Source organism: Devosia neptuniae, assembly GCF_025452235.1.
In the GTDB taxonomy this organism is placed as follows: Bacteria; Pseudomonadota; Alphaproteobacteria; order Rhizobiales; family Devosiaceae; genus Devosia.
Map to the genome: position 1 here is coordinate 2,654,378 of NZ_CP104965.1, position 24,621 is coordinate 2,678,998.

Consider the following 24,621-nt stretch of genomic DNA (forward strand, 5'->3'; position numbering starts at 1 on the left):
CAGGGAAGGCAGCTGGGCCGCCTTCCCCGGGATTTCAGCTTATGGGGTGGTTGTCGCGCCGCCGCAGGTCATGGTGGCGGTGTTGAAATTGCCGCAGGACAGGGGCGCCCGCCAATCGGCGATCAGGGGCTTGGACTCGGGCAGGAAGTCGCTCCACTCGTCGCCCAGCACCAGGCCGGGGGTCTCGTAGACGATGTCGAACTGGCCATCGTCCTGGATTTCGCCAATCAGCACGGGCTTGGTGATGTGATGGTTCGGCGCCATGGAGGCAAGGCCACCGGACAGGTTCGGCACGGCGACGCCGATGATCGAGTCGATGACAGCATCGCTATCGGTGGTGCCGGCAGCTTCCACGGCCTTCACCCACATGTTGAAGCCGATATAATGGGCTTCCATCGGATCGTTGGTCACGCGGTCGGTGCTGCCGATGAAGGCCTGCCAGGCGGCGATGAACTCTTCATTCTCGGGGGTATCGACCGACATGAAGTAGTTCCAGGCGGCCAGGTGCCCCACCAGCGGCGCGGTGTCGAGGCCGGCCAGTTCTTCCTCACCCACCGAGAAGGCGACGACCGGAATATCGGCGGCATCGATGCCCTGGTTGCCCAGTTCACGGTAGAACGGCACGTTGGCGTCGCCATTGATGGTAGAGACCACGGCGGTCTTCTTGCCAGCCGAGCCGAAGGCCTTGATGTCGGAGACGATAGTCTGCCAATCGGAATGTCCGAACGGGGTATAGTTGATCATGATGTCTTCAGCAGCCACGCCCTTGTCCTTGAGATATTGCTCAAGAATCTTGTTGGTGGTCTGGGGATAGACATAGTCGGTGCCGGCCAGAACCCAGCGTTCGACGCCTTCTTCGTTGGCCAGGTAATCAACAGCCGGAATAGCCTGCTGGTTGGGCGCGGCGCCGGTATAGAACACGTTGCGCTGGCTTTCTTCGCCCTCATACTGCACGGGGTAGAACAGCAGGCCGTTCAGTTCCTCGAACACCGGCAGCACGGATTTGCGGCACACCGAGGTCCAGCAGCCGAACACCACGTCGACCTTGTCGACTTCGATCAACTGGCGGGCGAGTTCGGCGGCCAGCGGCCAATCCGAAGCGATATCGACAACGACCGGCTCGAGCTGCTTGCCCAGAACGCCGCCCTTCTTGTTCTGCTCGTCGATCAGGAACAGCATGGTGTCCTTGAGCGTGGTTTCCGAGATTGCCATCGTGCCTGACAGCGAGTGCAGGATGCCCACCTTGATGGTGTCTTCCTGCGCCAGTGCCGGCACGGCTGGCAGGGCGGTTCCGGCCATCAGGCCCAGCGCCATGAGCGTGCGTAGCAGGCGTTTTCCAGTTGTCATTATTGTCCCTCATTCATTTCGCTTGCCCAACACGCCCCCAGGCGGCGATGGGTCACGGATGCTGACCTTGGGACTATTGTTAACGGGGGCGTATACGTCGATTGACGTAACCCGGAGGGAGCGCCCGCGGGTCAGGTGGTGAAAAATGCAGGGCTGGCTTGGCTTTGCGGTGCATTGCGTGGCAGAGATAACAACGATAGTTTTTTGGGCAGTCCCGCAACGCGATTAACAATTAGACAGGGCCCATGGCGCGGCAGCGAATTATTCCGATCAGGCGCGAATATAATCGCTGGGTCGCCGACCAGACGCTGGAAGACTATGCGCTGCGCTTTACCGCAAAATCGGCGCGCCGATATTCCAGCGACACCATTTCGCAAACCGCGATAGGGGCCATCTCGTTCCTGGCGCTCGAAGCCATTGGCGGGGCGATCACGCTCTCCTATGGCACGACCAATGCGATGATCGCGGTGTTGGTCGCCTCCATCGCCATCCTGCTGGTTGGGGTGCCCATCTCGCGCTATGCGCGGCGGCATGGCGTGGATATCGACCTGCTGACCCGGGGCGCCAGCTTTGGCTATATCGGCTCGACTATCACCTCGCTGATCTATGCCAGCTTCACCTTCATCCTTTTCGCGATCGAGGCCTCGATCATGTCGAGCGCCCTGCAATTGGCGTTCGGGATTCCGCTGTGGATCGGCCATATCATCAGCGCCATCATCGTCATTCCGCTGGTGACGCATGGCGTGCGGATGATCAGCCGGTTCCAGATCTGGACCCAGCCGATCTGGATCATTCTCAATATCGCGCCGTTCTTTTTCATCGCTTTCATGGATTGGGAAAAGTTCGATCTGTGGCGCGCCTTTGGAGGCCTCGGCCAACCCGAAGGCGTGGCAGGCAGTATTGCGCCCTTCGATGTCGCCAAATTTGGCGCCGCGTCAGCCGTGATTCTGGCGCTGATGACGCAGATTGGCGAGCAGGTCGATTTCCTGCGCTTCCTGCCGGCCGATGGCAGCCCAAAGCTCCGCCAGAAGCTGGCAATATTTCTGGCCGGGGCAGGGTGGGTCGTGGTCGGCGCGCCCAAGCTGCTGGCCGGCTCGTTCCTCGCCTATCTGGCGCTCTCGTCGGGTGTGTCGCCGGAACATGCCTCCGAGCCGGGCTATATGTATTCCATCGCCTTTGGCTACATGATCCCCAATGAGGTGGTGGCGTTGCTGCTGATGGCCGTGTTCGTGGTGGTCAGCCAGCTCAAGATCAATGTGATGAACGCCTATGCAGGTTCGCTCGCCTGGTCGAACTTCTTCTCGCGGCTGACCCATAGCCATCCCGGCCGCGTGGTCTGGCTATTGTTCAATGTCGGCATTGCGCTGCTGCTGATGGAGCTGGGGATTTACCGGCTGCTCGAGGAAACCCTGGGCATTTTCTCGATCATCGCCATGGCCTGGCTGTGTTCGATCTCCGCTGACCTGTTCATCAACAAGCCGCTGGGCCTGGCCCCGCCCGGCATCGAGTTCAAGCGCGCCCATCTCTATGACATCAACCCCGTGGGTCTGGGGTCCATGCTGCTTTCGGCCGTGGTGGCGCTGGTGGCTCATTTCGGCGCCTTTGGCGAAATGGCTGCGGCTTTGGCGCCCTATATCGCGCTGGTCGTGGCCCTCATCGCCTCGCCTACCATCGCCTGGGCCACCAAGGGCAAATATTATCTGGCGCGCAAGCCCCGCAAGCAGTGGCAGAACCTGAAATCAGTCACCTGCTCGATCTGCGAGCATCCGTTCGAGCCGGAGGATATGGCGTGGTGCCCTGCCTATGCGGCGCCGATCTGCTCGCTCTGCTGTTCGCTCGATGCGCGCTGCCATGACATGTGCAAGCCCAATGCGCATTTTCGCGCCCAGACCCGAGCCGTCGCCGCCAGCATCCTGCCCGATTGGGCCATCGACAAGCTGCAAAGCCGGCTGGGGCGCTATGGCATATCGTTCTGCATTTCGCTGGCGCTGATCGGCTCGATTCTGGGGCTGATCTACTATTTCGCCGCCGGCGCGGCGCCTGACACCGAGGAAGTGGTGGGCGGCACCATCCTCGTGGTCTTCTTCGTCTTTGCGGTGGTGGCGGGCATTGTCGCCTGGTTCCTGGTGCTGGCGCATGACAGTCGCCTTGTGGCCGAGGAAGAAAGCTCGCGCCAGAACACCCTGCTGATGAAGGAAATCGCCGCCCATAACCGCACCGACGCGGCCCTGCAAAAGGCCAAGGAAGTCGCCGAGGCCGCCAATCAGGCCAAGAGCCGCTATGTGGTGGGCCTCAGCCACGAATTGCGCACCCCGCTCAATGCCGTGCTGGGCTATGCGCAAATCCTTGAGCGCGACGAGACCGTGCCGGCCCCGCGCCGCGCCTCGGTCAAGGTCATCCGCCGCAGCGCCGAGCACCTGTCCGGCCTGATCGATGGGCTGCTCGACATTTCCCGCATCGAGGCGGGGCGGTTGCAGGTCTATTCCAACGAGATCAATATCCACGATTTCCTCAGCCAGATCCGCGAAATGTTCCGGCTGCAGGGCGAGGCCAAGGGGCTGGAATTCCGCTACAAGGTGGCGCCCAACCTGCCGCAATTCGTGCGCACCGATGAAAAGCGGTTGCGGCAGATTCTGGTCAATCTGCTGTCCAACGCGATCAAGTTCACCGATAGGGGCTTTGTGTCCTTCGAGGTCGCCTACCGCTCGCAGGTCGCCACTTTCACCGTCAGTGATAGCGGCCACGGCATTGGCGAGGCCGATCTCAGCCGGGTGTTCGAGCCCTTTGTGCGCGGCGAGGCCGAGCGCAATCGGCTGACGCCGGGACTGGGGCTGGGCCTCACCATCACCAAGCTGCTGGCCGAAACGCTGGGCGGGGAAATCCAGGTGCAGAGCACGCCTGGCACAGGCTCCACCTTCAAGGTGCGCCTGATGCTGGCGCGTGTAGAACGCCCCGCCGCCAAGCCGCATGAAGAGCTGCGCATCCGCACCTATAGCGGGCCGCGCCGCACCATCATGGTGGTTGACGACAATGCCGAACACCGCGAAATGATGCGCGAATTGCTGGTGCCGCTCGATTTCACCGTGCTGACGGCGGTCGATGGTCCCAATTGCCTCACCCTGGTCGAGGCCATCAAGCCGGACCTGTTCTTCGTGGATATTCTGATGCCCGGAATGAATGGCTGGGAGCTGGTGGAAAAGCTGCGCGATGGCGGGCAGGGCGCGCCCATCATCATGCTCTCAGCCAATATCGGCGATGGCCTGGGCCAGCCCACGACCGATACTGGCCACAACGACAGCATGGCCAAGCCGCTCAATTATGGACAGTTGCTCGACAAGCTTGGCGCGCATCTGGGCATCAGCTGGGTTGAGGATCAAGCGGCTGTGGATGCTCCGGTGACCCCGGCGGCCGACATTGTTTCGCCCGGTGCCGATGTGGTTGGCGAGCTTCTGGCGCTGGGCGAGATCGGTCATGTCCGCGGCATTGATGCGCGGCTCTCGGCGCTGGCCGATGATCCGCGCCATGGTCCGCTGGTCGCGGCTTTGCGCCAGCAGATCGAAACCTACGATTTCGACGGCTATGCCGCGATCCTCAACAGCGTGGGCGAAAATGAGCGAAGTTGAGAAGCAATATATTGCCCTGGTGGTCGATGACTCCATTGAGTCATTGAGCTTCCTGACCACGGCTCTGGAGGCCGAAGGCGTCACGGTCCTGCTCGCCCGCAGCGGCGAGGCGGCGCTCAGTATCGCCGGCAAGATCGTGCCCGATATCATCCTGATGGATGCCGTCATGCCGGGGCTCGACGGCTTTGAGACCTGCACGCGCCTCAAGGCGATGTCGAGCGTGGCGCAGGTACCCGTGATTTTCATGACCGGGCTGACCGAGACCGAGCATATCGTGCATGCGCTCGATGTGGGCGGGGTGGATTATCTCACCAAGCCCATCAATCTTGATGAGCTACGCGCCCGCATCCGCGTGCATCTGGCCAATGCCCGCCGGGCGCAAAGCGCACGGGTGGCGCTCGACGCCGCCGGCCGGCATTTGATGGCGCTGTCCAGCGGCGGCGTAACGCTGTGGGCGACGCCGCAGGCGGGTAAGCTACTGGAGCGCACCATGCCCGGCATGGATGCTGCTGCCTTCATCGCTGCCCAAGTCCGGCCCTGGCTCGATGCTCGTGCCGGCGCCAATTCCATCGCTGGCGACAGCCTGATGCTTGAGCCCGGCAACGGTGCGCGCATCCAGCTCATGTGCCTGGGCATGATCGGGGCTGACGAATATCTGTTCCGCCTGCTCACCCCCGGCGACGAGAACCAGGATGGCATTCTGCGCCGCCAGTTCGGCCTGACGCAGCGCGAAAGCGAAGTGCTATTATGGATCGCCCGCGGCAAGTCCAACCGCGATATTGGGGACATCCTTGGGCTCAGCCCGCGCACGGTGAACAAGCACCTCGAACAGGTCTATTCCAAGCTCGGGGTGGAAAACCGCGCCTCGGCGGCCATCCGCGCCACCCATGTGCTGCAATCCTCATTGGAGGATTGATCAGCCGATCACGTCTTTCCCCACACGGGAACCCATGCTTGCCAGCCCCGTTAGTTTACCGAGCCCGCCAATGACGGGCCTAGGCTTGGCGTGTCGCCGTTTCGATGCGCCAACCTTCGGTGGACTGCCGCAGAGGCTGACGCTCCTTTGTGGTGTCTCCGGTGGGACGCGAAACCTCGGTTTCGCGTCCTTTTTTATTGTCCTGTATTCAAAATTTTAGAAGAGTTAATGAAAATGGAAAATCGAGATTTACCAGACGTTTGGCATGAAATTATGTGATCGTCCAAGTCCGAAACTTAACCTTCGGCCCCGCGTCTCTTCTATGCGGCCAACAAGGCTGTAACGAGGAGAAAATGCGATGAGGAGAGTTGTTTCAACAGTTCTTGCCGGCATCTTGCTTGCCGGTACGGCAATGCCTGCCTTCTCCGAAGGTTTGCTTGGAGGTATTCTGGGCAGCGGCGATGATAATAGCTTAGTCAATATCAGCTCGGGGCCTGCTTCTGACTCCGGTCTCGTCAATATCGGTCTGGGCGGCGACGATAGCGGTCTGCTGGACGTCGATGCCAATATCGGTAATGGCGGCACGATCGCCAATGCCAATGTGGAGGTCGGCGGCAGCGGCGGTCTCCTGGATGCCGAGGCGAACCTGCTCAACGATACGGTGGGCGTTACCGCCAATATCGGCGGCGAAAGCCTGATCGATATCGGCATCGGGATCGGCAATCCCGGCGGGCCGGGAGGCCCTGGCGGACCGGGTAATCCTGGCGGGCCGGGAGGTCCTGGTGGCCCCGGCGGACCTGGCGGTCCCGGAGGTCCTGGTGGCCCCGGCGGCATCCTGCCCGGCGGCGGCGGGGCCGGTGGCTTCGCGAATGCGGCCTGTGCCGGCCAGTCGCCCAACCAGCTGGTGCGCCTGGTGCGTTCGACCCGCATGGATGCTTCCTGGGCCCGTGCCTCGAATGTGCAGATCCAGCGTGTCGGCGTGTGCCCGGAAATCCGGGTCTGGCTGCAAGGCCAGCTGGACGGCTCCGGCTTTGGCCCGGCCTTGCAGAACGCCGTCATGAACGACGCGCTGATCAGCACCTCGCTCAGCCGCGCCAGCTTCGGGCCAGACCGTGTCTTCGCGGTCAAACGCTCCGGCTCGCAACTGACGGTCTACGTCTACTAACCAGCCGATTGTGCATTTGTCCAAGGCCCGGCACTGCCGGGCCTTGGCGTGTTTGCCCTAAGGCGCTGGCTGGGCCTGTGGGCCGATCAGCAATGTCGTCGGCTTGACGGTGAGCAGCTTGGCGGCGACGGCTTTGACGTCCTCGACACTCACCGCCTCGATCAGTTCTTCTCGTCGCGTCAGGTGGTCGATGCCCAGATTGCGCAGGTCGGGACCGACCAGGGTATTGGCGATCGCGCTCGATGAGTTCAGCTCGTTGATTGGATAGGAGCCGATCACATATTTCTTGGCCGAGGCCAGTTCGGCTGCTGTCGGCCCATCCTTGGCCAGCCGGGCGATGACGTCCTGCGCCACAGTCAGCGTTTCCTCGGCGCGGTCGGGGCGGGTGGCTGTGCCGATGATCAGCATTTCGGTGTGCTGGAAATTGAGCAGGGCCGAACTGATATTGTAGGCCAGCCCGCGCTGTTCGCGCACTTCGGCGGTAAGGCGCGACAGGATGCTGCGGCCGCCCAGGATTTCATTCATCAGATAGGCGGCGAAATAGTCCGGCGCATCGCGCTTGATGCCGGGATAGGCGAGATAAATCGCCGTCTGCGGCAGGTCGTAATTGACCTCGAGGTCCTTGCCGAGCACGGGTTCGATATCGGCTACCGGCGTCAGCGCCGGCTGCTCGGGCAGGGCGCCGAACAGCATGTCGAGCACCTGCGCGGCATCTGCCGCGTCGATATCGCCGACGATTGCGACATGCAGGTTGGCGCGGGCGAAAATGGCCTTGTGCAACGCCCGCAGATCATCCGCCGTTACACCGGCCAGCGTTTCCGGATTGCCCTCGCGGCGGCGGGCATAGGGGTGTTCGCCATAGAGCGCCTGTGCCCACAGCGTTTGCGCCGCCTTGCCCGGGTCCTTGGCGGAGGCCACAATGCCCGCGACGATCTGCGCCCGCATGCGATCGATGGGGTCCTGATCGAAGCGCGGCGCCTCGATCGCCAGTTTGAGCAGGTCCAGCGCCTCGTCGCGCTGTTCGCTGAGCAGGCGCATCGAGCCATAAAGGGCGTCGTTATCGGCGGCAAAGCCCATTTCCGCCCCGACATTATCCAGCGCGATCTGGAAGGCCTCGCTATCCAGATCCCCCGCGCCTTCGTCGAACAGGGCGGTCATCAGATTGGCCAGCCCTTCTTTGCCCACCGGATCCTGCGTGGTGCCGCCTTCAAAGGCAAAGCGGATGGTGATCAGGGGCAGGGAATGGTCTTCCACCAGCCAGGCCTTGATGCCCTTGGGCGAGGTGACTTGCTGGAATTGCACTTCCGCCTGTGCGGGCAGGGCCAGCAGCAGCGTCAACAGCGCGGCAAGGATTGCGAGCGGACGGCGGAGCATGGGCAAATAGGTCATTCTTGGGCTCCGGCGTCGCTGGGCAGCAGATAGCTGGTCACGGCAAGGTCTGGATCGAGATATTTTGCGGCCACGGCCTGCACCTGCTCGATGGTGACGGCGCGAATCCGGTCGGGCCACTCGGTGAGATTGTCGATGCTGCCGCCATTGGCCAGCTCGGCGCCATAGATATTGGCCATGCTGAATTGCACATCGCGGGCGAAAATGATGGAGCGCACATAGCGCGCCTTGGCCGCATCCAGTTCGGCCTGGGTGACGCCATCCTTGATCAGCTGCGTGACCTGCGCGGAGATGGCCGCCTCGACCTCGGCCAGCGCCTTGTCCGGCTGCGGCGCGCCATAGAGCGTGAAGGTGCTGGGGTCATAGGCCCCGCCATCATAGCGGGTGGCCGCCGAAGCGCCGATGCCGGTTTTGACGATCTGCTGATAGAGCCGGCTGCGGCTGCCCCCGCCCAGGATTTCCGAGAGCAGGTCCAGCGCCTCGGCCTCGCCATCTTCGGCGGTCCGATAGGTGGGCACGATCCAGGAGGTGCTGAAGCTCGGGATTCCCACGCGCGGGTCGGCCAGGGTCACGGTGCGCCTGGTATTGTGCTCGGGTTCGGACGGACGCACCCGCGGCGGCAGGTCGGGGCCACGCGGCACGACACCATAGCTGGCTTGGGCCAGCGTGCGAACCGTCTGCGCATCGACATCGCCCGCCACCACCAGCACGGCGTTGTTGGGCGCATAATATTGATTGTAGAACGCCACCGCATCGGCGCGGTTGAGCTGCTCCATCTCGTGCATCCAGCCAATGGTGGGAATGCGATAGGGATGGTTCTGGAACAGGGTGGCGTTGACCTCCTCCTGCAACAGCGCCTGCGGATTGCCATCGGTGCGCATGCGCCGCTCCTCAAGCACCACATCGCGTTCCGAGCCGATCACATCCTCGGTGAGGATCAGGCCGCGCATGCGGTCCGCCTCGAAGTCCATCACATCGGCCAGCGCGTCGGGCGGAATGACCTGGTAATAGGCCGTGACGTCGGTGGTGGTGAACGCGTTGCCGCTGCCGCCAATTTCGGTAACGAAGCGATCGAGTTCCCCCGCCGGATGGCGCGCCGTGCCCTTGAACATCAGGTGCTCGAGAAAATGGGCAATCCCCGATTTGCCCGGCGCCTCATCGGCACTGCCCACCTTGTACCAGACCATATGGGTCACGATCGGCGCGCGATGATTGGGGATCACCACGACCTCAAGCCCATTGTCGAGCACGAAATGCTCGGCTACCGGCGCTTCGGGCTGCACGGCCTCCTCGGCCATAACAGGCACGACAAGCAGCGCGGTCAGGGCGAACGCCATGGCGGATTTGAACATCATCGGCAGGTTCCCGGAAAGACGATGGCGCATGGGTAGACGAGTTCGCCCCGATCGCGGAAGCAATTGTTCGTCAGCGGTGGAAAAGCCGCACCTAGCCCAGCGGATAGGCCACATAGGCCAGGCGCTGGCTATCGGGCGCCCAGGAATTGACATTGATCGTGCCCTGGCCGCCGAAAAAGCTAGCCAGCGTACGCACCCGCCCGCCCTCGGGCGACATCAGCCGCAGCAACACATCCTTGTCGGCGGGGTGGCCAAGCGTGCCCTGGGGGAAACTGAGCAGCGCAACCACCGAGCCATCCGGCGACAGGTGGGGGAACCAGTTGACGAAGGAATCAAAGGTCAGTTGCTCCAGCCCGCTGCCATCGGCGGCGTTCATGCGGAAAATCTGGGCATGGCCGGGGCGGCTCGCGGCGAGTTCGGAGTTGAAATAGATCCAGCGGCCGTCCGGGGAATATTCCGGCCCGTCATTGGGCATGGAAAGGTCGGTCAGCCGTGTATCCGGTCCCCCGGCGCTGGGGATGGTAAAGACATTGACCTGCCGCTCGCCATTGCGCTGCTCGATGGCGACATAGCTCAAGGTGCGGCCATCGGGGGAAATGCCATGCAGGTAATAGTGGAACGGCGCCGGATGCTCATTGGACACCCGCCGCGGCGTGCCACCGGCAAAGGGCACGGCATAAAGATGCCCGTCATCGGAGCTCACATAGATGAAGCGGCCGTGGGGCGACAGCACATGATCATTGTTCAGATCAGCCAGCTCGCCGGTATCGATCTGCTCGGGTTGCCCGCCTGCCGCTGCGATGCGGAACAGCCGACCGCCGGCGTTGAACACCAGAAATTGCCCGTCCGCCGACCAGTTGGGCGCCTCGATCACTTCGTTGGCGGTGAAGATGACGCTTGCATTGCCATCGCGGTCGATAATGGTCAGTTCCGAGCGCTGGCCGGCGGCCAAGCTACGGCCGCGGCGTGGAAAATTGAAGGTCACGATGTTCACCCGGGAAATGGAGGGAATGGCGGTGCAAGCCTAGCCCAGTGCATTGCGCCTCGCCAGCCCCGTTGCCCCGCCGCCCGGCTTGCCCTACATAGACGGCCAAATTCACGATCAGCCGCGAAGAGGTCCGCAAGCCTATGGCTCGCCAGTTCATCTATCACATGCACGGAATGTCCAAAGCCTATGCCGGCGGCAAGAAGGTGTTGGACAATATCCATCTCTCCTTCTACCCCGATGCCAAGATCGGCGTTCTGGGCCCCAATGGCTCGGGCAAATCGACGCTGCTCAAGATCATGGCCGGCGTCGATACCGAGTTCCAGGGCGAAGCCTGGGCCGACAAGGGCGCCAAGGTGGGTTACCTGAGCCAGGAGCCCGAGCTCGATCCGGCGCTGAACGTGCTCGGCAATGTGATGACCGGGGTCAAGGAAAAGAAGGCCATCGTCGATCGCTATAACGAGCTGATGATGGACTATTCGGACGAGACGGCCGACGAGGCGACCGCCTTACAGGACAAGATCGACGCCGAGAATCTGTGGGATCTCGAATCGCAGGTCGAAGTCGCCATGGAAGCGCTGGGCTGCCCGCCCGGCGATGCCGACGTCACCACGCTGTCAGGCGGCGAGCGCCGCCGCGTCGCGCTGTGCGCGCTGCTGCTGAGCAAGCCCGACCTGCTGCTGCTCGACGAGCCGACCAACCATCTCGATGCCGAAACCACCGCATGGCTCGAACGCCACCTGCGCGAATTTGCCGGCGCCGTGCTGATCATCACCCACGACCGCTACTTCCTTGACAATGTCACCGGCTGGATTCTCGAGCTCGATCGCGGCCGCGGCGTTGCCTATGAGGGCAATTACTCGGCCTATCTCGGTGCCAAGGCCAAGCGCTTCGCGCAGGAAAAGAGCGAGGATGCCGCCCGCGCCAAGGTGCTGGAGCGTGAAAAGGAATGGATGGGCCAGTCTCCCCAGGCCCGCCAGACCAAGTCCAAGGCGCGCCTCAAGGCTTATGACGAACTAGTCAAGATCAACGAAGCCCGCACCATGTCCGGCACGGCGCAGATCATCATTCCCGCCGGTGAACGGCTGGGCCACAACGTCATCGACGTGGAAGGCCTCAGCAAGTCGTTCGGCGATCGGCTGTTGATCGACAACCTGACCTTCAAGCTGCCCCCGGGCGGCATTGTGGGCATTATCGGCCCGAATGGCGCCGGCAAGACCACCCTGTTCAAGATGCTGACCGGCCAGGAAAAGCCCGACGCGGGGTCGATCACCGTCGCCGAAAACGTGCATCTGGGCTATGTCGACCAGAGCCGCGACAGCCTCAACCCGAACAAGACCGTCTGGGAAGAAATCTCGGAAGGCGACGAAGTGCTGATGCTGGGCAAGCGCGAAGTCAATTCGCGTGCCTATACCTCCTCGTTCAACTTCAAGGGCGGCGATCAGCAACAGAAGGTGGGCAATCTCTCGGGCGGGCAGCGCAATCGCGTACACCTGGCCAAGATGCTCAAATCGGGTGCCAATGTGCTGCTGCTTGACGAGCCCACCAACGATCTGGACACCGAAACCCTCGCCGCTTTGGAAGAAGCGTTGGAGGAATTCGCCGGCTGCGCCGTGATCATCAGCCACGATCGTATGTTCCTCGATCGGCTGGCGACCCACATGCTGGCCTTTGAAGGCAATAGCCACGTGGAATGGTTCGAAGGCAACTTCGCCGACTACGAAGCCGACAAGGTCCGCCGCCTCGGCGCCGACGCGGTGAACCCCAAGCGCGCGACGTATAAGCCGCTGACGCGATAAACGAGCTGGGGCAGCGTTCGCATCGGACGCTGCCCCAGTATTTGCCTCGCGCTGCCGATGCGCTACGGCTTGCCCAACCAACATGGAGAATAGCCGTGTCAGCAGAGCCATTCGCGCTCGACATCGGTCGGGCCAGCCTTGCCGGCTTGGAAATGGGGGAGGGGCTTGCCGTCGTCTTCCTGCATGCCGGTGTGTGCGACAAGCGCATGTGGCTCAGCCAGATGGAGGCCGTGGCCGACGAAGGCTGGCACGCCATTGCCTATGATCGGCGCGGTTATGGCGAGACGGTTTCGGCAGACGAGGCCTTCAACCATCTCGATGATCTGGAAGCCGTACTCGATCGCCTGGGCATTCATGCCGCGGTGCTGGTCGGCTGTTCCATGGGCGGCGGGCTCGCGGTGGATTTTGCCCTGCGCCATCCCGGCCGCGTCATTGGTCTGGTGCTGATTGGCACCTCGGTCACCGGCTCGCCCTGGACTGCCACCGATGTCGAGCGGATGATCGAGGCGGCCGAGGAGGATGCCTATGAGCGCGGCGATTGGGACATGCTCAATCGCGTGCAGGCGCATGAATGGCTCGACGGTCCGCGCGCCCAGAGCGGACGCGTCAGCGGGCCGGCGCGGGAGCTCTTTCTCGACATGAATGCGCTGGCCCTCAACAAGCCGCCGCTGACCCTGGAAGAAGAGCGCCCCAGCGCCTGGCGCCGCGTCGCCGAAGTGGGCGCGCCCACGCTGCTATTGGTGGGCGACGAGGATTTCACCGCGCTGATCGAGCGGCACGACTATCTCTCGGAAGAAATGCCCAACGCTTTTGCCGCCGTACTGGAAGGCGTTGCCCACATCCCCAGCATCGAGCGCCCGGACCTGGTCAATTCCATGCTGCTGGAATTCCTCGATGCGATTGGCGGGGAAGGGGATGATGAGGATTTGGATGAGGATGACGGCGACGAGGAATAACGGCCTGGCGCCTTCTCCTCACTCTCTGAGTCAAGCTGGCCGGGACATCGCCCGGCCACCTCAGGTTTTGATTCATCTGCTTTCCAGCATGAATCCGGTTCTTGCCCGACTGATTCCGCCGCCGCAGCCAAGCTGCTGATCTTAAACGGCAATAATGCCGTCCAGGTGCTTGTCCAACTGCGGCGTCGGCAGGTTGGTCAGGTCCTTGTCCAATTCGGCCAGGATGGTCTTTTTCACCCCCGGCGAAATGGCCCGGCGGATTTCGCCCAGGGCAATCGGGGCAGCCGCGATCACCAGGCGGTCGAATTCGCCCTCCTGCTGCTTGCGGTCGAGCATGCGGGCCAGCGATTTGACGAAGACGGTTTCGCGGTGTTCCACCGGATCGGTCTTGGGCTCCATGGCGCTGCGCCCGGTCGAGGTATGGCTGCGGCCCGGCTTGTCGGTGACGATTTCCTGCGCCATCAGCGGGTCGATGGCAAAATCCAGTCCATCCACCTGGCGCAGTCCCTTGCCTGGTCCGGTATGCTCCAGCACGCGGGCCTGCGTGCCATCGGCGATCAGAATCCAGGTGACGGTCTTCTTCATGGTCTGCTCCTTGTGTGAATGGTCGGCAGGGGCGACGCCTCAGCCGCCCCTTGAGCAGAACGCCCCGGCGCGCAAAAGGTTTGCCTCGCCCATCAGCTTTGCGCAGCCCACCGATCAAAAACTGTCATTGGTCGAGGCCGCCATCGGCTGCTACCAAGGGGCCGACCGCCTCCCTACGAGGCGTGGGAGTGCATCATGACTTCGCCCCAAACCGCGCCCGACGCAGCTACCCCGATCGCCGCGGCCGAGACCCGCAATGGCGTATTTGCCGCGCTTGGCGCCTATGTGCTGTGGGGCTTTTTGCCCATCCTGTTCGGCCTGCTCAGCAATGTCGGCTCGGTGATGATCGTGGCCGAGCGCACCCTGTGGTCGCTGCTGCTCCTGGCAGTCATCCTGGGCGTCATGGGCAAGCTGGGCGAAGTGCTGACCCTGCTCACCGATTGGCGCAAGAGTGGCGTGCTGCTGCTGTCGGCAGCTCTATTGGCCTGCAATTGGCTGCTCTTCGTCTGGGCGGTGGAAACCGGGCAGGTGCTCGAAGTCAGCTTCGGCTATTTCATCAATCCCTTGGTCAATGTCGCCATCGGCATGGTCATGCTGGGCGAGCGACAAAACCGGATGCAGGCCATTGCCATCCTCATCGCCGTCATTGCCATCGCCATTCAGGCGGCAGGTTTGGGCGGCGTGCCGTTCATCGCGCTGGGCCTGGCGCTCTCGTTCGGCTTTTATGGCTTCTTCCGCAAAACCGCAGCGCTTGGCCCCGCTGCGGGCCTGTTTGCCGAAACGCTGCTGATCGCGCCCTTTGCCTTGGCCTATGTCGCCTACGATCTCGCCCATCACGGCATTGGCGTGCATGCCGATCCGCAGACCATGCTGCTGCTGGTTTTCAGCGGCCCGGCGACGGCCGTGCCGCTGTTGCTCTTTGCCTATGCCATCCGCCGCCTGCGCCTCACCACCATTGGCATGTTCCAATATCTGGCGCCCTCACTGCAATTCCTGGTCGCCATTATCGTGTTCCACGAACATCTCAACGGCGTGCGTCTCGCCAGCTTCGCGCTGATCTGGGTATCGCTGGCCGTGTTCAGCTATGACAGCTTCCGCCGCCGCGCGCGGGGCTAGGCCGAAATGCCAGACGCTACTGCTTGACTGCAGAATCCCAGTGTTCGTCGGCCTTGCCATCCAGGATGCGCCAGGTGTCATACCAGGTCGTGGTATAGGTCTTGGTGGCATTCCTGGGGTCTTTTTCGGTGCGCACCGTCGCCACGGTCACCAAGTCGCCCTCGGCGCTCACAAACACCACCGGGGTTTTCAACGTTTCCGGGATTGGCGTGGGTGGGATTTTCAGTATCTCGGTGAAGAATTTGACCACCGTGTCGCGGCCTGATGCCACGTTGGGATTGTGCTGGATGTAGCGTTCGGTCAGGAACTCGTCCGCCTTGTCCCAATTGTTGGCTTCCAGCAGGTCGCGCATGATGTGATAGACCACCTGCTTGTTGGCGTTCAGCAGTGGATCGGGGCTGGTGAACAGCGCTTCCTTGTTGGACGCCTCAACGACGACCTCCTGAGCCTGCGCCACGAATGTCATGGGTGCGCTCAAGGCGATCACCACAGCCACGAGGGCTCCACCAAGTTTGCTCCGCATCATCGGCTCCTTGTGAGGCCCCTTCCGGGATGGGCGGGACCAGGCTCGGCAAGGTATGCGGCGCCACGAATGGCTACAAGGAGGAACCCATTGCTCCGGTAGGCACCCCCGGGTGACCGTCTAGGCCGCGCGTGCCGCCTTGCCCGCACGCGTTTCGCGGATGATCGCGGCGATCTGCGTAAAGGTGTCGGCAAAGGGCGTTGCCTCGCGCCACACCAGTGATAGCCGCCGTCCGGCGCCGGGCGATACCAATTGGTGGATGGCGATGCGCGGATCGGTCGCCTCCTTGCGCAGCGCGATCTGGGGCAGCAGCGTCACCCCCTGACCATTGGCCACGAATTCCACGATGGTCGATAACGAGGTGGCCGCAAAGGTGCGGGCCGATGGATCGCTGTCCAGCCGGCAGGCGGCAATGGTCTGGTCGCGGAAACAATGACCCTCATCAAGCAGCAGGATACGGTCCGGCGACAATGTGGACAGCGCTACGGGCGCGGCGGTTTCCTCATCCCGGCTGGTTGCCAGCACGAAGGGATCGTCGAACAGCGCGGCGCTGGTCAGCTTGGGCCCGTGGTCCGGCGCATCCGTGCCGATCAGTGCGATATCGAGACTCCCATCGACCAGCCCGGCAATCAGTGCCTCGGTGCGGTTCTCGCTCACCGCAAAATCCAGCCCCGACAGGCCTGCCGTCAGCGCCGGGAAAATCTCGGGCAGCAGATAGGGTGCCACGGTTGGAATCAGCCCAAAGCGGATGGGCCGGTCGGGTGTTCCGGCCTGCCCGATGGCAAAGGCCGCTAGCGCGTCGGCACCGTCAACAACGCGTCGTGCCCGCTCGATAAACTCCCGGCCAAATGGGGTCGGCCGCACCGCGCGGTTGAGGCGATCGAACAGCGGAGTGCCGCAGAATTCCTCGATGGCCTGGATCTGCTGGCTCAGGGCCGGCTGGCTGATATTGCAGGCCGTGGCGGCACGGCCGAAATGGTTGGTTTCCGCTACGGCGATGGCATAGCGCAGCTGTTTGATGGTGAAGCTCATGATAGGCGCAACTTATCACAACAAAAGGATCAATCAATTTGCCTAATCGTTGGCGAAAGGGCAAAACCACCGCAGTTTGGAATTATTCCAGGGAGATTGCAGCATGATCGACAAACCCCGCCTCACCACCAGTGCCGGCGCGCCCGTTCCCGACAATCAGAATGTCGAGACTGCCGGCGCCCGCGGCCCCGTGCTGCTGCAGGATTATCAGCTGCTCGAAAAGCTGGCGCACCAGAATCGCGAGCGCATTCCCGAGCGCGTCGTGCATGCCAAGGGCTGGGGTGCTTTCGGCACGCTGACCATCACCAATGACATTTCCAAATACACCATCGCCAAGGTGTTCGGCGAAGTCGGCAAGAAGACGGACCTGCTGATCCGCTTCTCCACCGTGGCCGGCGAAATGGGCGCGGCCGATGCTGAGCGCGACGTGCGCGGCTTCTCCTTCAAATTCTATACCGAAGAAGGCAATTGGGACCTGGTGGGCAACAATACCCCCGTGTTCTTCGTGCGCGATCCGCTGAAATTCCCCGATTTCATCCACACCCAGAAGCGCCACCCCAAGACCAATCTGCGCTCCAAGACCGCGATGTGGGATTTCTGGAGCCAGAGCCCGGAATCACTGCACCAGATTACGACCCTGTTCTCCGATCGCGGCCTGCCGGTCGCGCCGATGTATATGAACGGCTATGGCAGCCACACCTATTCGTTCTGGAATGCCGAAGGCGAGCGGTTCTGGGTCAAATTCCACTTCAAGACCCTGCAGGGTCACAAGCATTACACCAATGCCGAAGTCGAAAAGATCATCGGAGCGAGCCGCGAAACCTATCAGGAAGAGCTGTTCGGCGGCATTGAGCGTGGCGAGTTCCCGCGCTGGCGCATGGAAGTGCAGATCATGCCTGAGGCCGACGCGGACAACACCCCGTACAATCCGTTCGATCTGACCAAGGTCTGGCCGCATGCCGATTATCCGCCGATCGAGGTCGGTATTGTCGAGCTGAACCGCAATGCCGACAATTACTTCGCCCAGATCGAACAGGCGGCGTTCTCGCCGTCCAACAAGGTGCCCGGCATCGGCTATTCGCCCGACAAGATGCTGCAGGCCCGCGTCTTCTCCTATGCCGATGCCCACCGCTATCGCCTGGGCACACATTACGAGAGCATTCCGGTCAATCAGCCCAAGTCGCCAGTGCATCACTACCACCGCGATGGGCAGATGAATGTCTATGGCGGCATCAAGACCGGCCACCCCGACGCCTATTACGAGCCGAATTCGTTTGGCGGTCCGGTGGAGGACAAGTCGGTCAAGGAGCCGCCGCTGCGCATCACGGGCGATGCCGACCGGTACAATCACCGCGACGGCAATGACGATTACGGCCAGCCGCGTGCGCTGTTCAACCTGTTCGACGACGCCCAGAAGGGCCGTCTGTTCGACAATCTCGCCGCCGCCATGGATGGCGTGCCCGACGAGATCATCGAGCGCCAATTGGCCCATTTCCACCTGATCGACCCGGCCTATGCCCAGGGCATCCGTGCTGCCCGCGCAGCGCTGGCATCCAGGCCCAAGGACGCCATTTCCGACCAGGAAAGCGCCGCGGCCGAATAGGTCCGAAAACGAGGCCGGTCCCAAGGGGCCGGCCTTTCTCTCATTGGGTCTTGCTGGTCAGCTCTTGCAGCGCTTGTAGAGTGAGGGCTTGGCGTCCCCCATGCCGTAGCCTTCGGCATTGTAGATCAGCTCGTCGCTGTCAGGCACATATTCGAAATTGTCGACCGAGCCTTCTTCTTCCCAGTGGATGGCGCCGTTGCCCGAGGGGCTGTCATCAGGATAAAATACGACAGCTAGCGGCTCGCCCGTGCCGAGGGCCAGCATGTTGCCTTCGATATGGACGGAGTTATCGGCATTGTCGCAGGCGCCGTCGATGGCCCAATGACCGTTCAGATTGGCCGGCACGTCATCCGCCAGAACCGGGGCAATGCTGAGCGCGGCGAAGATTGTCGTCAGTGCAATGATACGCATGAAAAATCCTCCTCAAACCGCGTGATCCAATCATGGTGGCCGGTAACGGGCAAGTGATCGCCTAAAATTTGAATCAAATCCGCGCTGTTGCTTTCAGCCGGCGCAAGAACCTGCCGGTCCAGGGTGCCGCTGTTGAACTTATGCGGCAGGAGCCGGGGAACGTTATGACCGAACTTGACCAGGGCCAGCGGGCGTTTTCGAGCTTTCGAGTGCTCAACGGCGAGAACGATCACGCCGAACGCGAGCAGCTTTTCCGCAATATGGCGCAGCTGTTCAGCTATGTGTCGGATCGCTGCGACGACGAGCAGGTCGCCCAGTATGACGAGGTGCTGTGCCAGCTCGCCGAACTGGTCGAGGTCGAAGCCCGCATTCACGTCGCCAAGCTGCTGGCTCCTCTGGAACGTGCCCCCGGCACGGTGGTGGTCAAGCTGGCCAATGACGATATCGAAGTCGCCAAGCCGCTGCTCGAATTCTCCAATGTGCTGTCCGATGACGATCTGATCGACATTATCGGCAAGCAGAGCGAAGAGCATCGCATCGCCATTGCCGGCCGCACCAATGTACCTGAGCGGGTCGGGGAAGCCATTGTCGAGCATGGCCAGACCTCTTCGATCGCCCGCCTGGTGCGCAATACCAATGCTGAATTCGACAAGGCGACGCTGGAAAAGCTGGTCGCCCGTGCTACTGCCGATGCCGAAATCGCCGCCGATTTGCGCGGCCGTCCCGAACTCGATTGGGGCTCGCTGCGCGGGGAGATCGACACTGTCGCCAGCAAGGTTCTCGAGACGCTGGACGAAGACAAGTCGCTCGATCCGGTCGCCGCCGGCAAGGTCAATGCCGTGGTCTACAACCGCATGCGCAACCGCGCCGGCTTTTCGGCCAATGAGTGGAAAGTGGCCTATAACCAGGTCAAGGCGCTCAGCGATCGCAAGCAGCTTGACGATCGCGCGCTGGCTCGTTTCGCTCGCTTCGGCTATGGCCACCACGCCGCCGCTGCCCTGACTGTCGTGCTGCGTGTTAGCCCCGAAGTGTTCGTCAAGTGGCTCGCCAGCCAGGATTATGTAGCGATCACCGTCGCCCTGCGCGCCGCGGGCCTGACGCCCGAACTGTTCGAAGCCATCGTCGCCACGCTGCCGTGGCGCGACCTGCCATCCCAGGCCGACAAGACCATGGTCAAGTCCCGCTTCGAAGCCCTCGACCGCGAAGAAGCCACCGGCATTTTCGAACTCTGGCGCGCCCACGCCTTCCGCAAACGCGCCGCCAGCGACGAGCGGGCGAGCGTGGCGTAGGGGGCACTCACCCCTTAAGGAACAACCGCCAGATCGGTCTGGCGAAACTCGTCATCCGTTGCCAATACCGGAACCCCATAATGCTTGGCGCAGGCATAATGCAGGCAATCCGCCAGGTTCAAACCGTGGCGGCCCCGACGAAATCGGGCCGCCGCGCCAATCGAGAGCTGCACGGCGGTGAGGAGTTCGGGCAGGTCCTTGAGAACGATGTCGCGTTCCTCCAGGACCTCCAGTATCACCGTTTGCACCTGTTCGATGGGCAGATTCCATTTGTCGGGCCGCGATAGAGCGAGTGCGGTTTCCAGAATGGCCAGTGCCGAGGTGAATGGTCTCTCGGCTGCGGCAATGGCGTTGCTGACACGCTCGGCCTCCGGTTCTGCCGAGAGCAGTGCAACGAGCGCAGAGGCGTCGACGAACAGGGTCATTGCCCGTCCTCGTCGCCCCACATTTCATCATAGGCGGATCTAGGCAACGGCTGGCGTGCCTTGGCGCTGTTCGAAATGCCATGCTTGCTCAACACCCGCTCCACGGTTTGGCGAGGTGTTTCGCTTGCCCTCCGACGGGCAATGGCCTCGCGCATGGCAATGACAATTGCCTCGCTCAGCCCCACGCCTTCAAGCTGCGCAAATTTGCGGGTCAGCTCATCCGCCTGCTTGTTGTTGACGTTGAGGGCCATGGCATTCACCAATGTAGATTATGTGGCCAATATATATAGATCGGTTGATCTACATCATCAAGCCGAGCCGCAACCCACTTCCCCCTAGACCTCCGCTTCAAAACAGATATAAAGACATCTTTATATCTCGAGAGGGGCGATGGCTGAGTTGGCGACATTGGTGGGGGTGCTGAAGGCAGCGGGTGAGGGGACCCGGTTGCGCCTGTTGGCATTGCTGGCCGATGGCGATCATTCGGTCAAGGACCTGACGGAAATTCTCCGCCAGAGCCAGCCTCGCGTGTCGCGCCATCTCAAGCTGCTTGCCGATGCCGGACTGATCGAGCGCAATGCCGAGGGCGCCTGGGCCTATTATGGCTTGGCGCAGTCAGGTGACGGCGCGGCGCTGGCGCAATGGGCCATCGACCGGCTCGACGCCAGCGATCCCGAACGCCGCCGCGATATCGAGCGGCAGGTGGCGGTGCGCGCGGCCCAGCAGGCGCAGGCGGCCGAATATTTCGCCAAGGTGGCCGGCAGCTGGGACCTGCTCAAAAAGCTGCATGTGCCCGAAGAGGCGGTGGAAGCCGGAATCGTCGAGGCGCTGGGTGGCCGCTCGGTGGGCCTGCTGGTTGATCTGGGCACCGGCACCGGCCGCATGCTGGAATTGCTCGCCGACTTCTACAAACGTGGCATCGGCATCGATTCGAGCCGCGAAATGCTGGCCGTGGCCCGGTCGCGTCTGGCTGCCGCGGGTCTTGCCCATGCCCAGGTCCGCCTTGGCGATATTGCCGATCTCGATACCGCCACCGGCTCGGCCGATGTGATCGTGATCCATCAGGTGCTGCATTATTTCGACGATCCGGGCCGCATGCTGGCGCAGGCGCGACGCCTGCTCAAAGCCGGTGGCGAGATGCTGATCGTGGATTTCGCCCCCCATGATTTCGAATTCCTGCGCACCGAGCATGCCCATCGCCGGCTTGGCCTGTCGCAGGCGCAAATGAGCCTCTGGGCTGCTGCCGCCGATCTCTCGGTCGAAGCGGTGCGCGAGTTTCCCGGCGAAAATGGTGACAATGGCCTGACGGTCTGCCTCTGGCGCCTCAGCGACAAGACGTGAATGGATACCAAGATGATCGATGACAATGCGCGCGCCAGCCGGAAGATCGCCGAGCAGCGCCCCGACCTGCAGCTTTCCTTCGAGTTCTTCCCGCCCAAGACCGATGCGATGGAAGAGCGCTTCTGGGACTCCATCCATAAGCTTGCCCCGCTGCAGCCACGCTTCGTCTCGGTCACCTATGGCGCCGGCGGCTCCACGCGCGAGCGTACCCTCCGCATGGTCTCCTCGGTCAAAACCGATACCGGTGTCGACGCTGCAGCACACCTCACCTGCGTCGGTTCCACCCGTGACGAAGTCGACGCCGTCGTGCGCGGTTATCAGGAAGCGGGCATCAACCGCATCGTTGCCCTGCGCGGCGATCCGCCGGAGGGTGTCGGCCAGCCGTTTACGCCGCATCCGCAGGGTTATCAGAACGCCGCCGACCTCGTTTCGGGCATCCGCAAGATCGGCGATTTCGACATTTCCGTTGCCGCTTACCCCGAAAAGCACCCGCAAAGTGCCGATTGGCAGACCGATATCGATAATTTGAAGCGCAAGCTCGATGCCGGGGCAACCCGCGCCATCACGCAGATGTTCTTCTCCAATGCCGATTACCTGCGCTATGTCGACCGCGCCCGCGCCGCCGGCATCACCGCGCCGATCGTGCCCGGCATCCAGCCGATCCACAGCTTCAAGCAGATTTCCAATTTCGCATCCCGTTGCGGCGCCTCGATTCCGGCCTGGCTGGCCGAGCGTTTCGCCGGGCTCGATGAAGACCCCGAAACGCACGCTCTGGTCGCTTCGGCGGTCGCTGCCGAGCAGGTCATCGAGCTATTGGATGAGGGCGTCACCGAGTTCCACATCTATACGATGAACCGCTCGAACCTGGCTTTGGCGCTGGCACGCATTCTCGGGCGCCGTCCGGATTAACCTTGCATTCACCATGTTCTGGTGCCATCAGGTCGCCGCCCGTGGGTCGGTGGCCTGAAAAAGCGTCATTCAGGTCCCATTCAGCTTACGGGCAGCATTGAGACGGAGCAGGGCGGTTCCATAAAACCGCCATCAATTCCGGCTCTTTCCCTCTGCGGAGGGCGAAGCAAATCGGGACGTGAAAGACCATGCAGATCGATCGCCGCATTACCAATGGCCTGGCCTGGGCCGGTGCCCTACTCGTCGTCGGTATTCCAGCCGCCGACTTGCTGTCCGCGCAATTCCTGGGCAATGGCCCCACGGCGCAGGTTGCCGTCATCGAGCCGGTTGCACCAGTGCCGGCGCCTGCTTCGCAGCGCCCAGCCGAACCGGTCAAAGTGGCTGAAGCTGCGCCCGTCAAGCCGGCGACCCCGGCACCTGCAGCAGCCGCCAATCCGGCCGATCCGCTCAATTCCTATCTGCAATCGGGCAAGAAGCTGCCCAGCTATATCACTGGCGGCGCCGAAGAAACCGCTCCGGCGACACCCGCCGCGGCCGCGCCGACGACTGCCCCGATAGTGCCAGCACCCGCCACGGCCACGGCAGAACCCGCTCGTCCGCCGATCGCGCCGCCAGCCGCTCCAGCGGCTGTCGCAACCGATCCGGTGCAGGTGGCCTCGCTGCCACCCCAAAAGGTCGCGCCGGTGCCCATGCCGCTGTCCATGCGACCCGCCTCGGTGGCCGTACGGGCGCCGTCGCCCTCCGAACAGGTCTTCATTCCCCCGTCGGTCAGCCGCAATGCGCCGCCGGCGGCCGTTACTGCCGATGACCTGCAGGATTGGGAAAGCGGTCCGCTGTCCGAATTCCTCGCCAATCGCCAGCAGCAGGCCGAAGCCCCGAGTGATTACCGCCCCGGCGGGTTCTATCTCGATGAAGCGCCGCCCCCTGAGGTTTATGACCGCTATGTCGGGCCGGTCGATCCGCCGATTTTCCTGCCATTCATCAATTGATGTAAGCTGCCATGCACGCCCGGCAATGGACCGGACGCGTTGCGAAGGATATGCTGGTCCAGCATATCACGCTCGGATTCCCCGTGGCGTGGTCGCTTCGTGAAAGACGTCACCATGCTGTGCTGCGTGCGCAAAGCCGAAGAAAACCGGGATGTTTGGCAAAAACTGTCCCAGTTCCTGGGGTCGTTCAGCCAACGAACCGGTGTTGCCGGCTCCATCGCCAATATGCTTGATCCCGATACCTGGCTGCCCGGTGGACGGGACGCAGCGTTTACGCTCGCCCTGATCGCGCTGGCCGCCAAGATGGCGGTGGCTGACGGCATTGTGACCGCGTCCGAAGTGCGCGCCTTTAACGCCACGGTCGAAATCACCCAGGGCCAGGAGCCGCAGGTTGAGCGGCTGTTCAATCTCGCCAAGCAGGATGTGGCCGGCTACGAAAGCTATGCCCGCAAGATCGCGCGCTTCTTCGCCAGCAGCCCCGAAACGCTGGAACATGTGCTCGATAGCCTGTTCTTCATCGCCACGGCCGATGGCATGGTGCATGAGGCCGAGCTTGATTACCTCAAGTCGGTGAGCGACATTTTCGGCTTTGACGATGTGCGGTTCGAGCAGATGGCCAGCCAGCATGTCGTGCTGGCCGATGGGGTCGATCCCTATGTGGTGCTGGGCCTGGCGCCCAATGCCCCGCCCGAGGAAGTGCGTCGCGTCTATCGCCTGCTGGTGTCCGAGCACCACCCCGACCGCCTGATCGCCAAGGGCGTTCCCGAAGAGCTGATCGATGTGGCCACGGCGCGGATGACCGCGATCAATCTGGCCTATCAGGCCATCACCAAACCGCGGCCCGCGCCACTGCTGGCTTGACG

At 62.5% G+C, this 24,621-nt stretch carries 22 protein-coding genes; 12 read left to right on the forward strand and 10 right to left on the reverse strand.

Annotation, left to right across the window (positions count from 1 at the left end; all coding sequences use genetic code 11):
• Positions 1 to 39: 39 nt before the first annotated feature.
• The gene (gene urtA / locus N8A98_RS15860) at positions 40 to 1,314 is read right to left on the reverse strand and encodes an urea ABC transporter substrate-binding protein (RefSeq protein WP_262172024.1); all 1,275 of its coding nucleotides are present in this window, start codon (positions 1,312 to 1,314) and stop codon (positions 40 to 42) included.
• A gap of 278 nt (positions 1,315 to 1,592) precedes the next feature.
• Between urtA and N8A98_RS15865 the strand changes: the two genes are divergently transcribed.
• The 3 genes from N8A98_RS15865 (at position 1,593) to N8A98_RS15875 (ending at position 7,051) form a co-directional block, all read left to right on the forward strand.
• Positions 1,593 to 4,970, forward strand: coding sequence for a hybrid sensor histidine kinase/response regulator (locus N8A98_RS15865; protein ID WP_262166689.1), 3,378 nt, complete (start codon positions 1,593 to 1,595; stop codon positions 4,968 to 4,970).
• Complete coding sequence (locus tag N8A98_RS15870; protein WP_113121832.1) at positions 4,957 to 5,886, forward strand: response regulator transcription factor; 930 nt, start codon at positions 4,957 to 4,959, stop codon at positions 5,884 to 5,886. The genes N8A98_RS15865 and N8A98_RS15870 overlap by 14 nt, the downstream gene beginning before the upstream one ends.
• Positions 5,887 to 6,244: 358 nt before the next feature.
• Positions 6,245 to 7,051 (forward strand): hypothetical protein, encoded by an 807-nt coding sequence (locus N8A98_RS15875; protein ID WP_262166691.1) that lies wholly within the window; start codon positions 6,245 to 6,247, stop codon positions 7,049 to 7,051.
• 57 nt (positions 7,052 to 7,108) lie between these two features.
• Here N8A98_RS15875 and N8A98_RS15880 read toward each other — a convergent pair whose 3' ends face one another.
• The 3 genes from N8A98_RS15880 to N8A98_RS15890 form a co-directional block, all read right to left on the reverse strand.
• Complete coding sequence (locus N8A98_RS15880; protein ID WP_262166693.1) at positions 7,109 to 8,440, reverse strand: M16 family metallopeptidase; 1,332 nt, start codon at positions 8,438 to 8,440, stop codon at positions 7,109 to 7,111.
• Positions 8,437 to 9,795 (reverse strand): M16 family metallopeptidase, encoded by a 1,359-nt coding sequence (locus tag N8A98_RS15885; RefSeq protein ID WP_390888777.1) that lies wholly within the window; start codon positions 9,793 to 9,795, stop codon positions 8,437 to 8,439. Before N8A98_RS15885 ends, N8A98_RS15880 begins: the two co-directional genes overlap by 4 nt.
• A 91-nt stretch (positions 9,796 to 9,886) precedes the next feature.
• The gene (locus N8A98_RS15890) at positions 9,887 to 10,780 is read right to left on the reverse strand and encodes a TolB family protein (protein WP_262166694.1); all 894 of its coding nucleotides are present in this window, start codon (positions 10,778 to 10,780) and stop codon (positions 9,887 to 9,889) included.
• A 143-nt stretch (positions 10,781 to 10,923) separates the two neighbouring features.
• Between N8A98_RS15890 and ettA the strand changes: the two genes are divergently transcribed.
• Positions 10,924 to 12,579 carry an energy-dependent translational throttle protein EttA gene (gene ettA / locus N8A98_RS15895; RefSeq protein ID WP_113121828.1) on the forward strand — a complete coding sequence of 552 codons (1,656 nt, stop codon included), beginning with the start codon at positions 10,924 to 10,926 and terminating at the stop codon, positions 12,577 to 12,579.
• Between the two features lie 95 nt (positions 12,580 to 12,674).
• On the forward strand, positions 12,675 to 13,535 hold the full coding sequence (locus N8A98_RS15900; RefSeq protein ID WP_262166696.1) for an alpha/beta fold hydrolase: 861 nt from the start codon (positions 12,675 to 12,677) through the stop codon (positions 13,533 to 13,535).
• 141 nt (positions 13,536 to 13,676) lie between these two features.
• On the opposite strand, the gene N8A98_RS15905 is transcribed toward N8A98_RS15900, so the two are convergent.
• Complete coding sequence (locus tag N8A98_RS15905) at positions 13,677 to 14,120, reverse strand: host attachment protein (RefSeq protein ID WP_113121825.1); 444 nt, start codon at positions 14,118 to 14,120, stop codon at positions 13,677 to 13,679.
• Positions 14,121 to 14,315: 195 nt separating this feature from the next.
• Between N8A98_RS15905 and rarD the strand changes: the two genes are divergently transcribed.
• A complete protein-coding gene (rarD, locus tag N8A98_RS15910) occupies positions 14,316 to 15,236 on the forward strand; it encodes an EamA family transporter RarD (protein ID WP_262166698.1) in 921 nt (306 codons plus the stop codon).
• Between the two features lie 16 nt (positions 15,237 to 15,252).
• On the opposite strand, the gene N8A98_RS15915 is transcribed toward rarD, so the two are convergent.
• A complete protein-coding gene (locus N8A98_RS15915; protein ID WP_262166700.1) occupies positions 15,253 to 15,762 on the reverse strand; it encodes a nuclear transport factor 2 family protein in 510 nt (169 codons plus the stop codon).
• A 117-nt stretch (positions 15,763 to 15,879) separates the two neighbouring features.
• Positions 15,880 to 16,791: a hydrogen peroxide-inducible genes activator gene (locus tag N8A98_RS15920; protein WP_262166701.1), complete on the reverse strand. Its 912-nt coding sequence runs from the start codon at positions 16,789 to 16,791 to the stop codon at positions 15,880 to 15,882.
• A 103-nt stretch (positions 16,792 to 16,894) separates the two neighbouring features.
• On the opposite strand from N8A98_RS15920, the gene N8A98_RS15925 reads away from it, so the two are divergent.
• Positions 16,895 to 18,394, forward strand: coding sequence for a catalase (locus tag N8A98_RS15925; protein WP_262166703.1), 1,500 nt, complete (start codon positions 16,895 to 16,897; stop codon positions 18,392 to 18,394).
• A 57-nt stretch (positions 18,395 to 18,451) separates the two neighbouring features.
• On the opposite strand, the gene N8A98_RS15930 is transcribed toward N8A98_RS15925, so the two are convergent.
• Positions 18,452 to 18,805, reverse strand: coding sequence for a hypothetical protein (locus N8A98_RS15930; RefSeq protein ID WP_262166704.1), 354 nt, complete (start codon positions 18,803 to 18,805; stop codon positions 18,452 to 18,454).
• Positions 18,806 to 18,969: 164 nt separating this feature from the next.
• Between N8A98_RS15930 and N8A98_RS15935 the strand changes: the two genes are divergently transcribed.
• Positions 18,970 to 20,094 carry a DUF2336 domain-containing protein gene (locus tag N8A98_RS15935; protein ID WP_262166706.1) on the forward strand — a complete coding sequence of 375 codons (1,125 nt, stop codon included), beginning with the start codon at positions 18,970 to 18,972 and terminating at the stop codon, positions 20,092 to 20,094.
• Between the two features lie 14 nt (positions 20,095 to 20,108).
• Here the strand turns inward: N8A98_RS15935 and N8A98_RS15940 are convergent, their stop codons facing one another.
• Both N8A98_RS15940 and N8A98_RS15945 read right to left on the reverse strand, forming a co-directional pair.
• On the reverse strand, positions 20,109 to 20,519 hold the full coding sequence (locus N8A98_RS15940) for a type II toxin-antitoxin system VapC family toxin (RefSeq protein ID WP_315974492.1): 411 nt from the start codon (positions 20,517 to 20,519) through the stop codon (positions 20,109 to 20,111).
• Positions 20,516 to 20,770 (reverse strand): type II toxin-antitoxin system VapB family antitoxin, encoded by a 255-nt coding sequence (locus tag N8A98_RS15945; RefSeq protein ID WP_262166707.1) that lies wholly within the window; start codon positions 20,768 to 20,770, stop codon positions 20,516 to 20,518. The genes N8A98_RS15940 and N8A98_RS15945 overlap by 4 nt, the downstream gene beginning before the upstream one ends.
• A 139-nt stretch (positions 20,771 to 20,909) precedes the next feature.
• Between N8A98_RS15945 and N8A98_RS15950 the strand changes: the two genes are divergently transcribed.
• The 4 genes from N8A98_RS15950 to N8A98_RS15965 all read left to right on the forward strand — a co-directional run bounded on the left by N8A98_RS15950 (position 20,910) and on the right by N8A98_RS15965 (position 24,619).
• Entirely contained in the window at positions 20,910 to 21,860 is a 951-nt protein-coding gene (locus tag N8A98_RS15950) for an ArsR/SmtB family transcription factor (protein ID WP_262166709.1), read from the forward strand.
• Positions 21,861 to 22,769 (forward strand): methylenetetrahydrofolate reductase [NAD(P)H], encoded by a 909-nt coding sequence (gene metF / locus N8A98_RS15955; RefSeq protein ID WP_262166710.1) that lies wholly within the window; start codon positions 21,861 to 21,863, stop codon positions 22,767 to 22,769. It begins immediately after the preceding gene.
• 188 nt (positions 22,770 to 22,957) lie between these two features.
• Positions 22,958 to 23,758, forward strand: coding sequence for a hypothetical protein (locus N8A98_RS15960; RefSeq protein WP_262166712.1), 801 nt, complete (start codon positions 22,958 to 22,960; stop codon positions 23,756 to 23,758).
• Between the two features lie 99 nt (positions 23,759 to 23,857).
• A complete protein-coding gene (locus tag N8A98_RS15965) occupies positions 23,858 to 24,619 on the forward strand; it encodes a J domain-containing protein (protein ID WP_262166714.1) in 762 nt (253 codons plus the stop codon).
• The last annotated feature ends 2 nt before the right edge of the window (positions 24,620 to 24,621 follow it).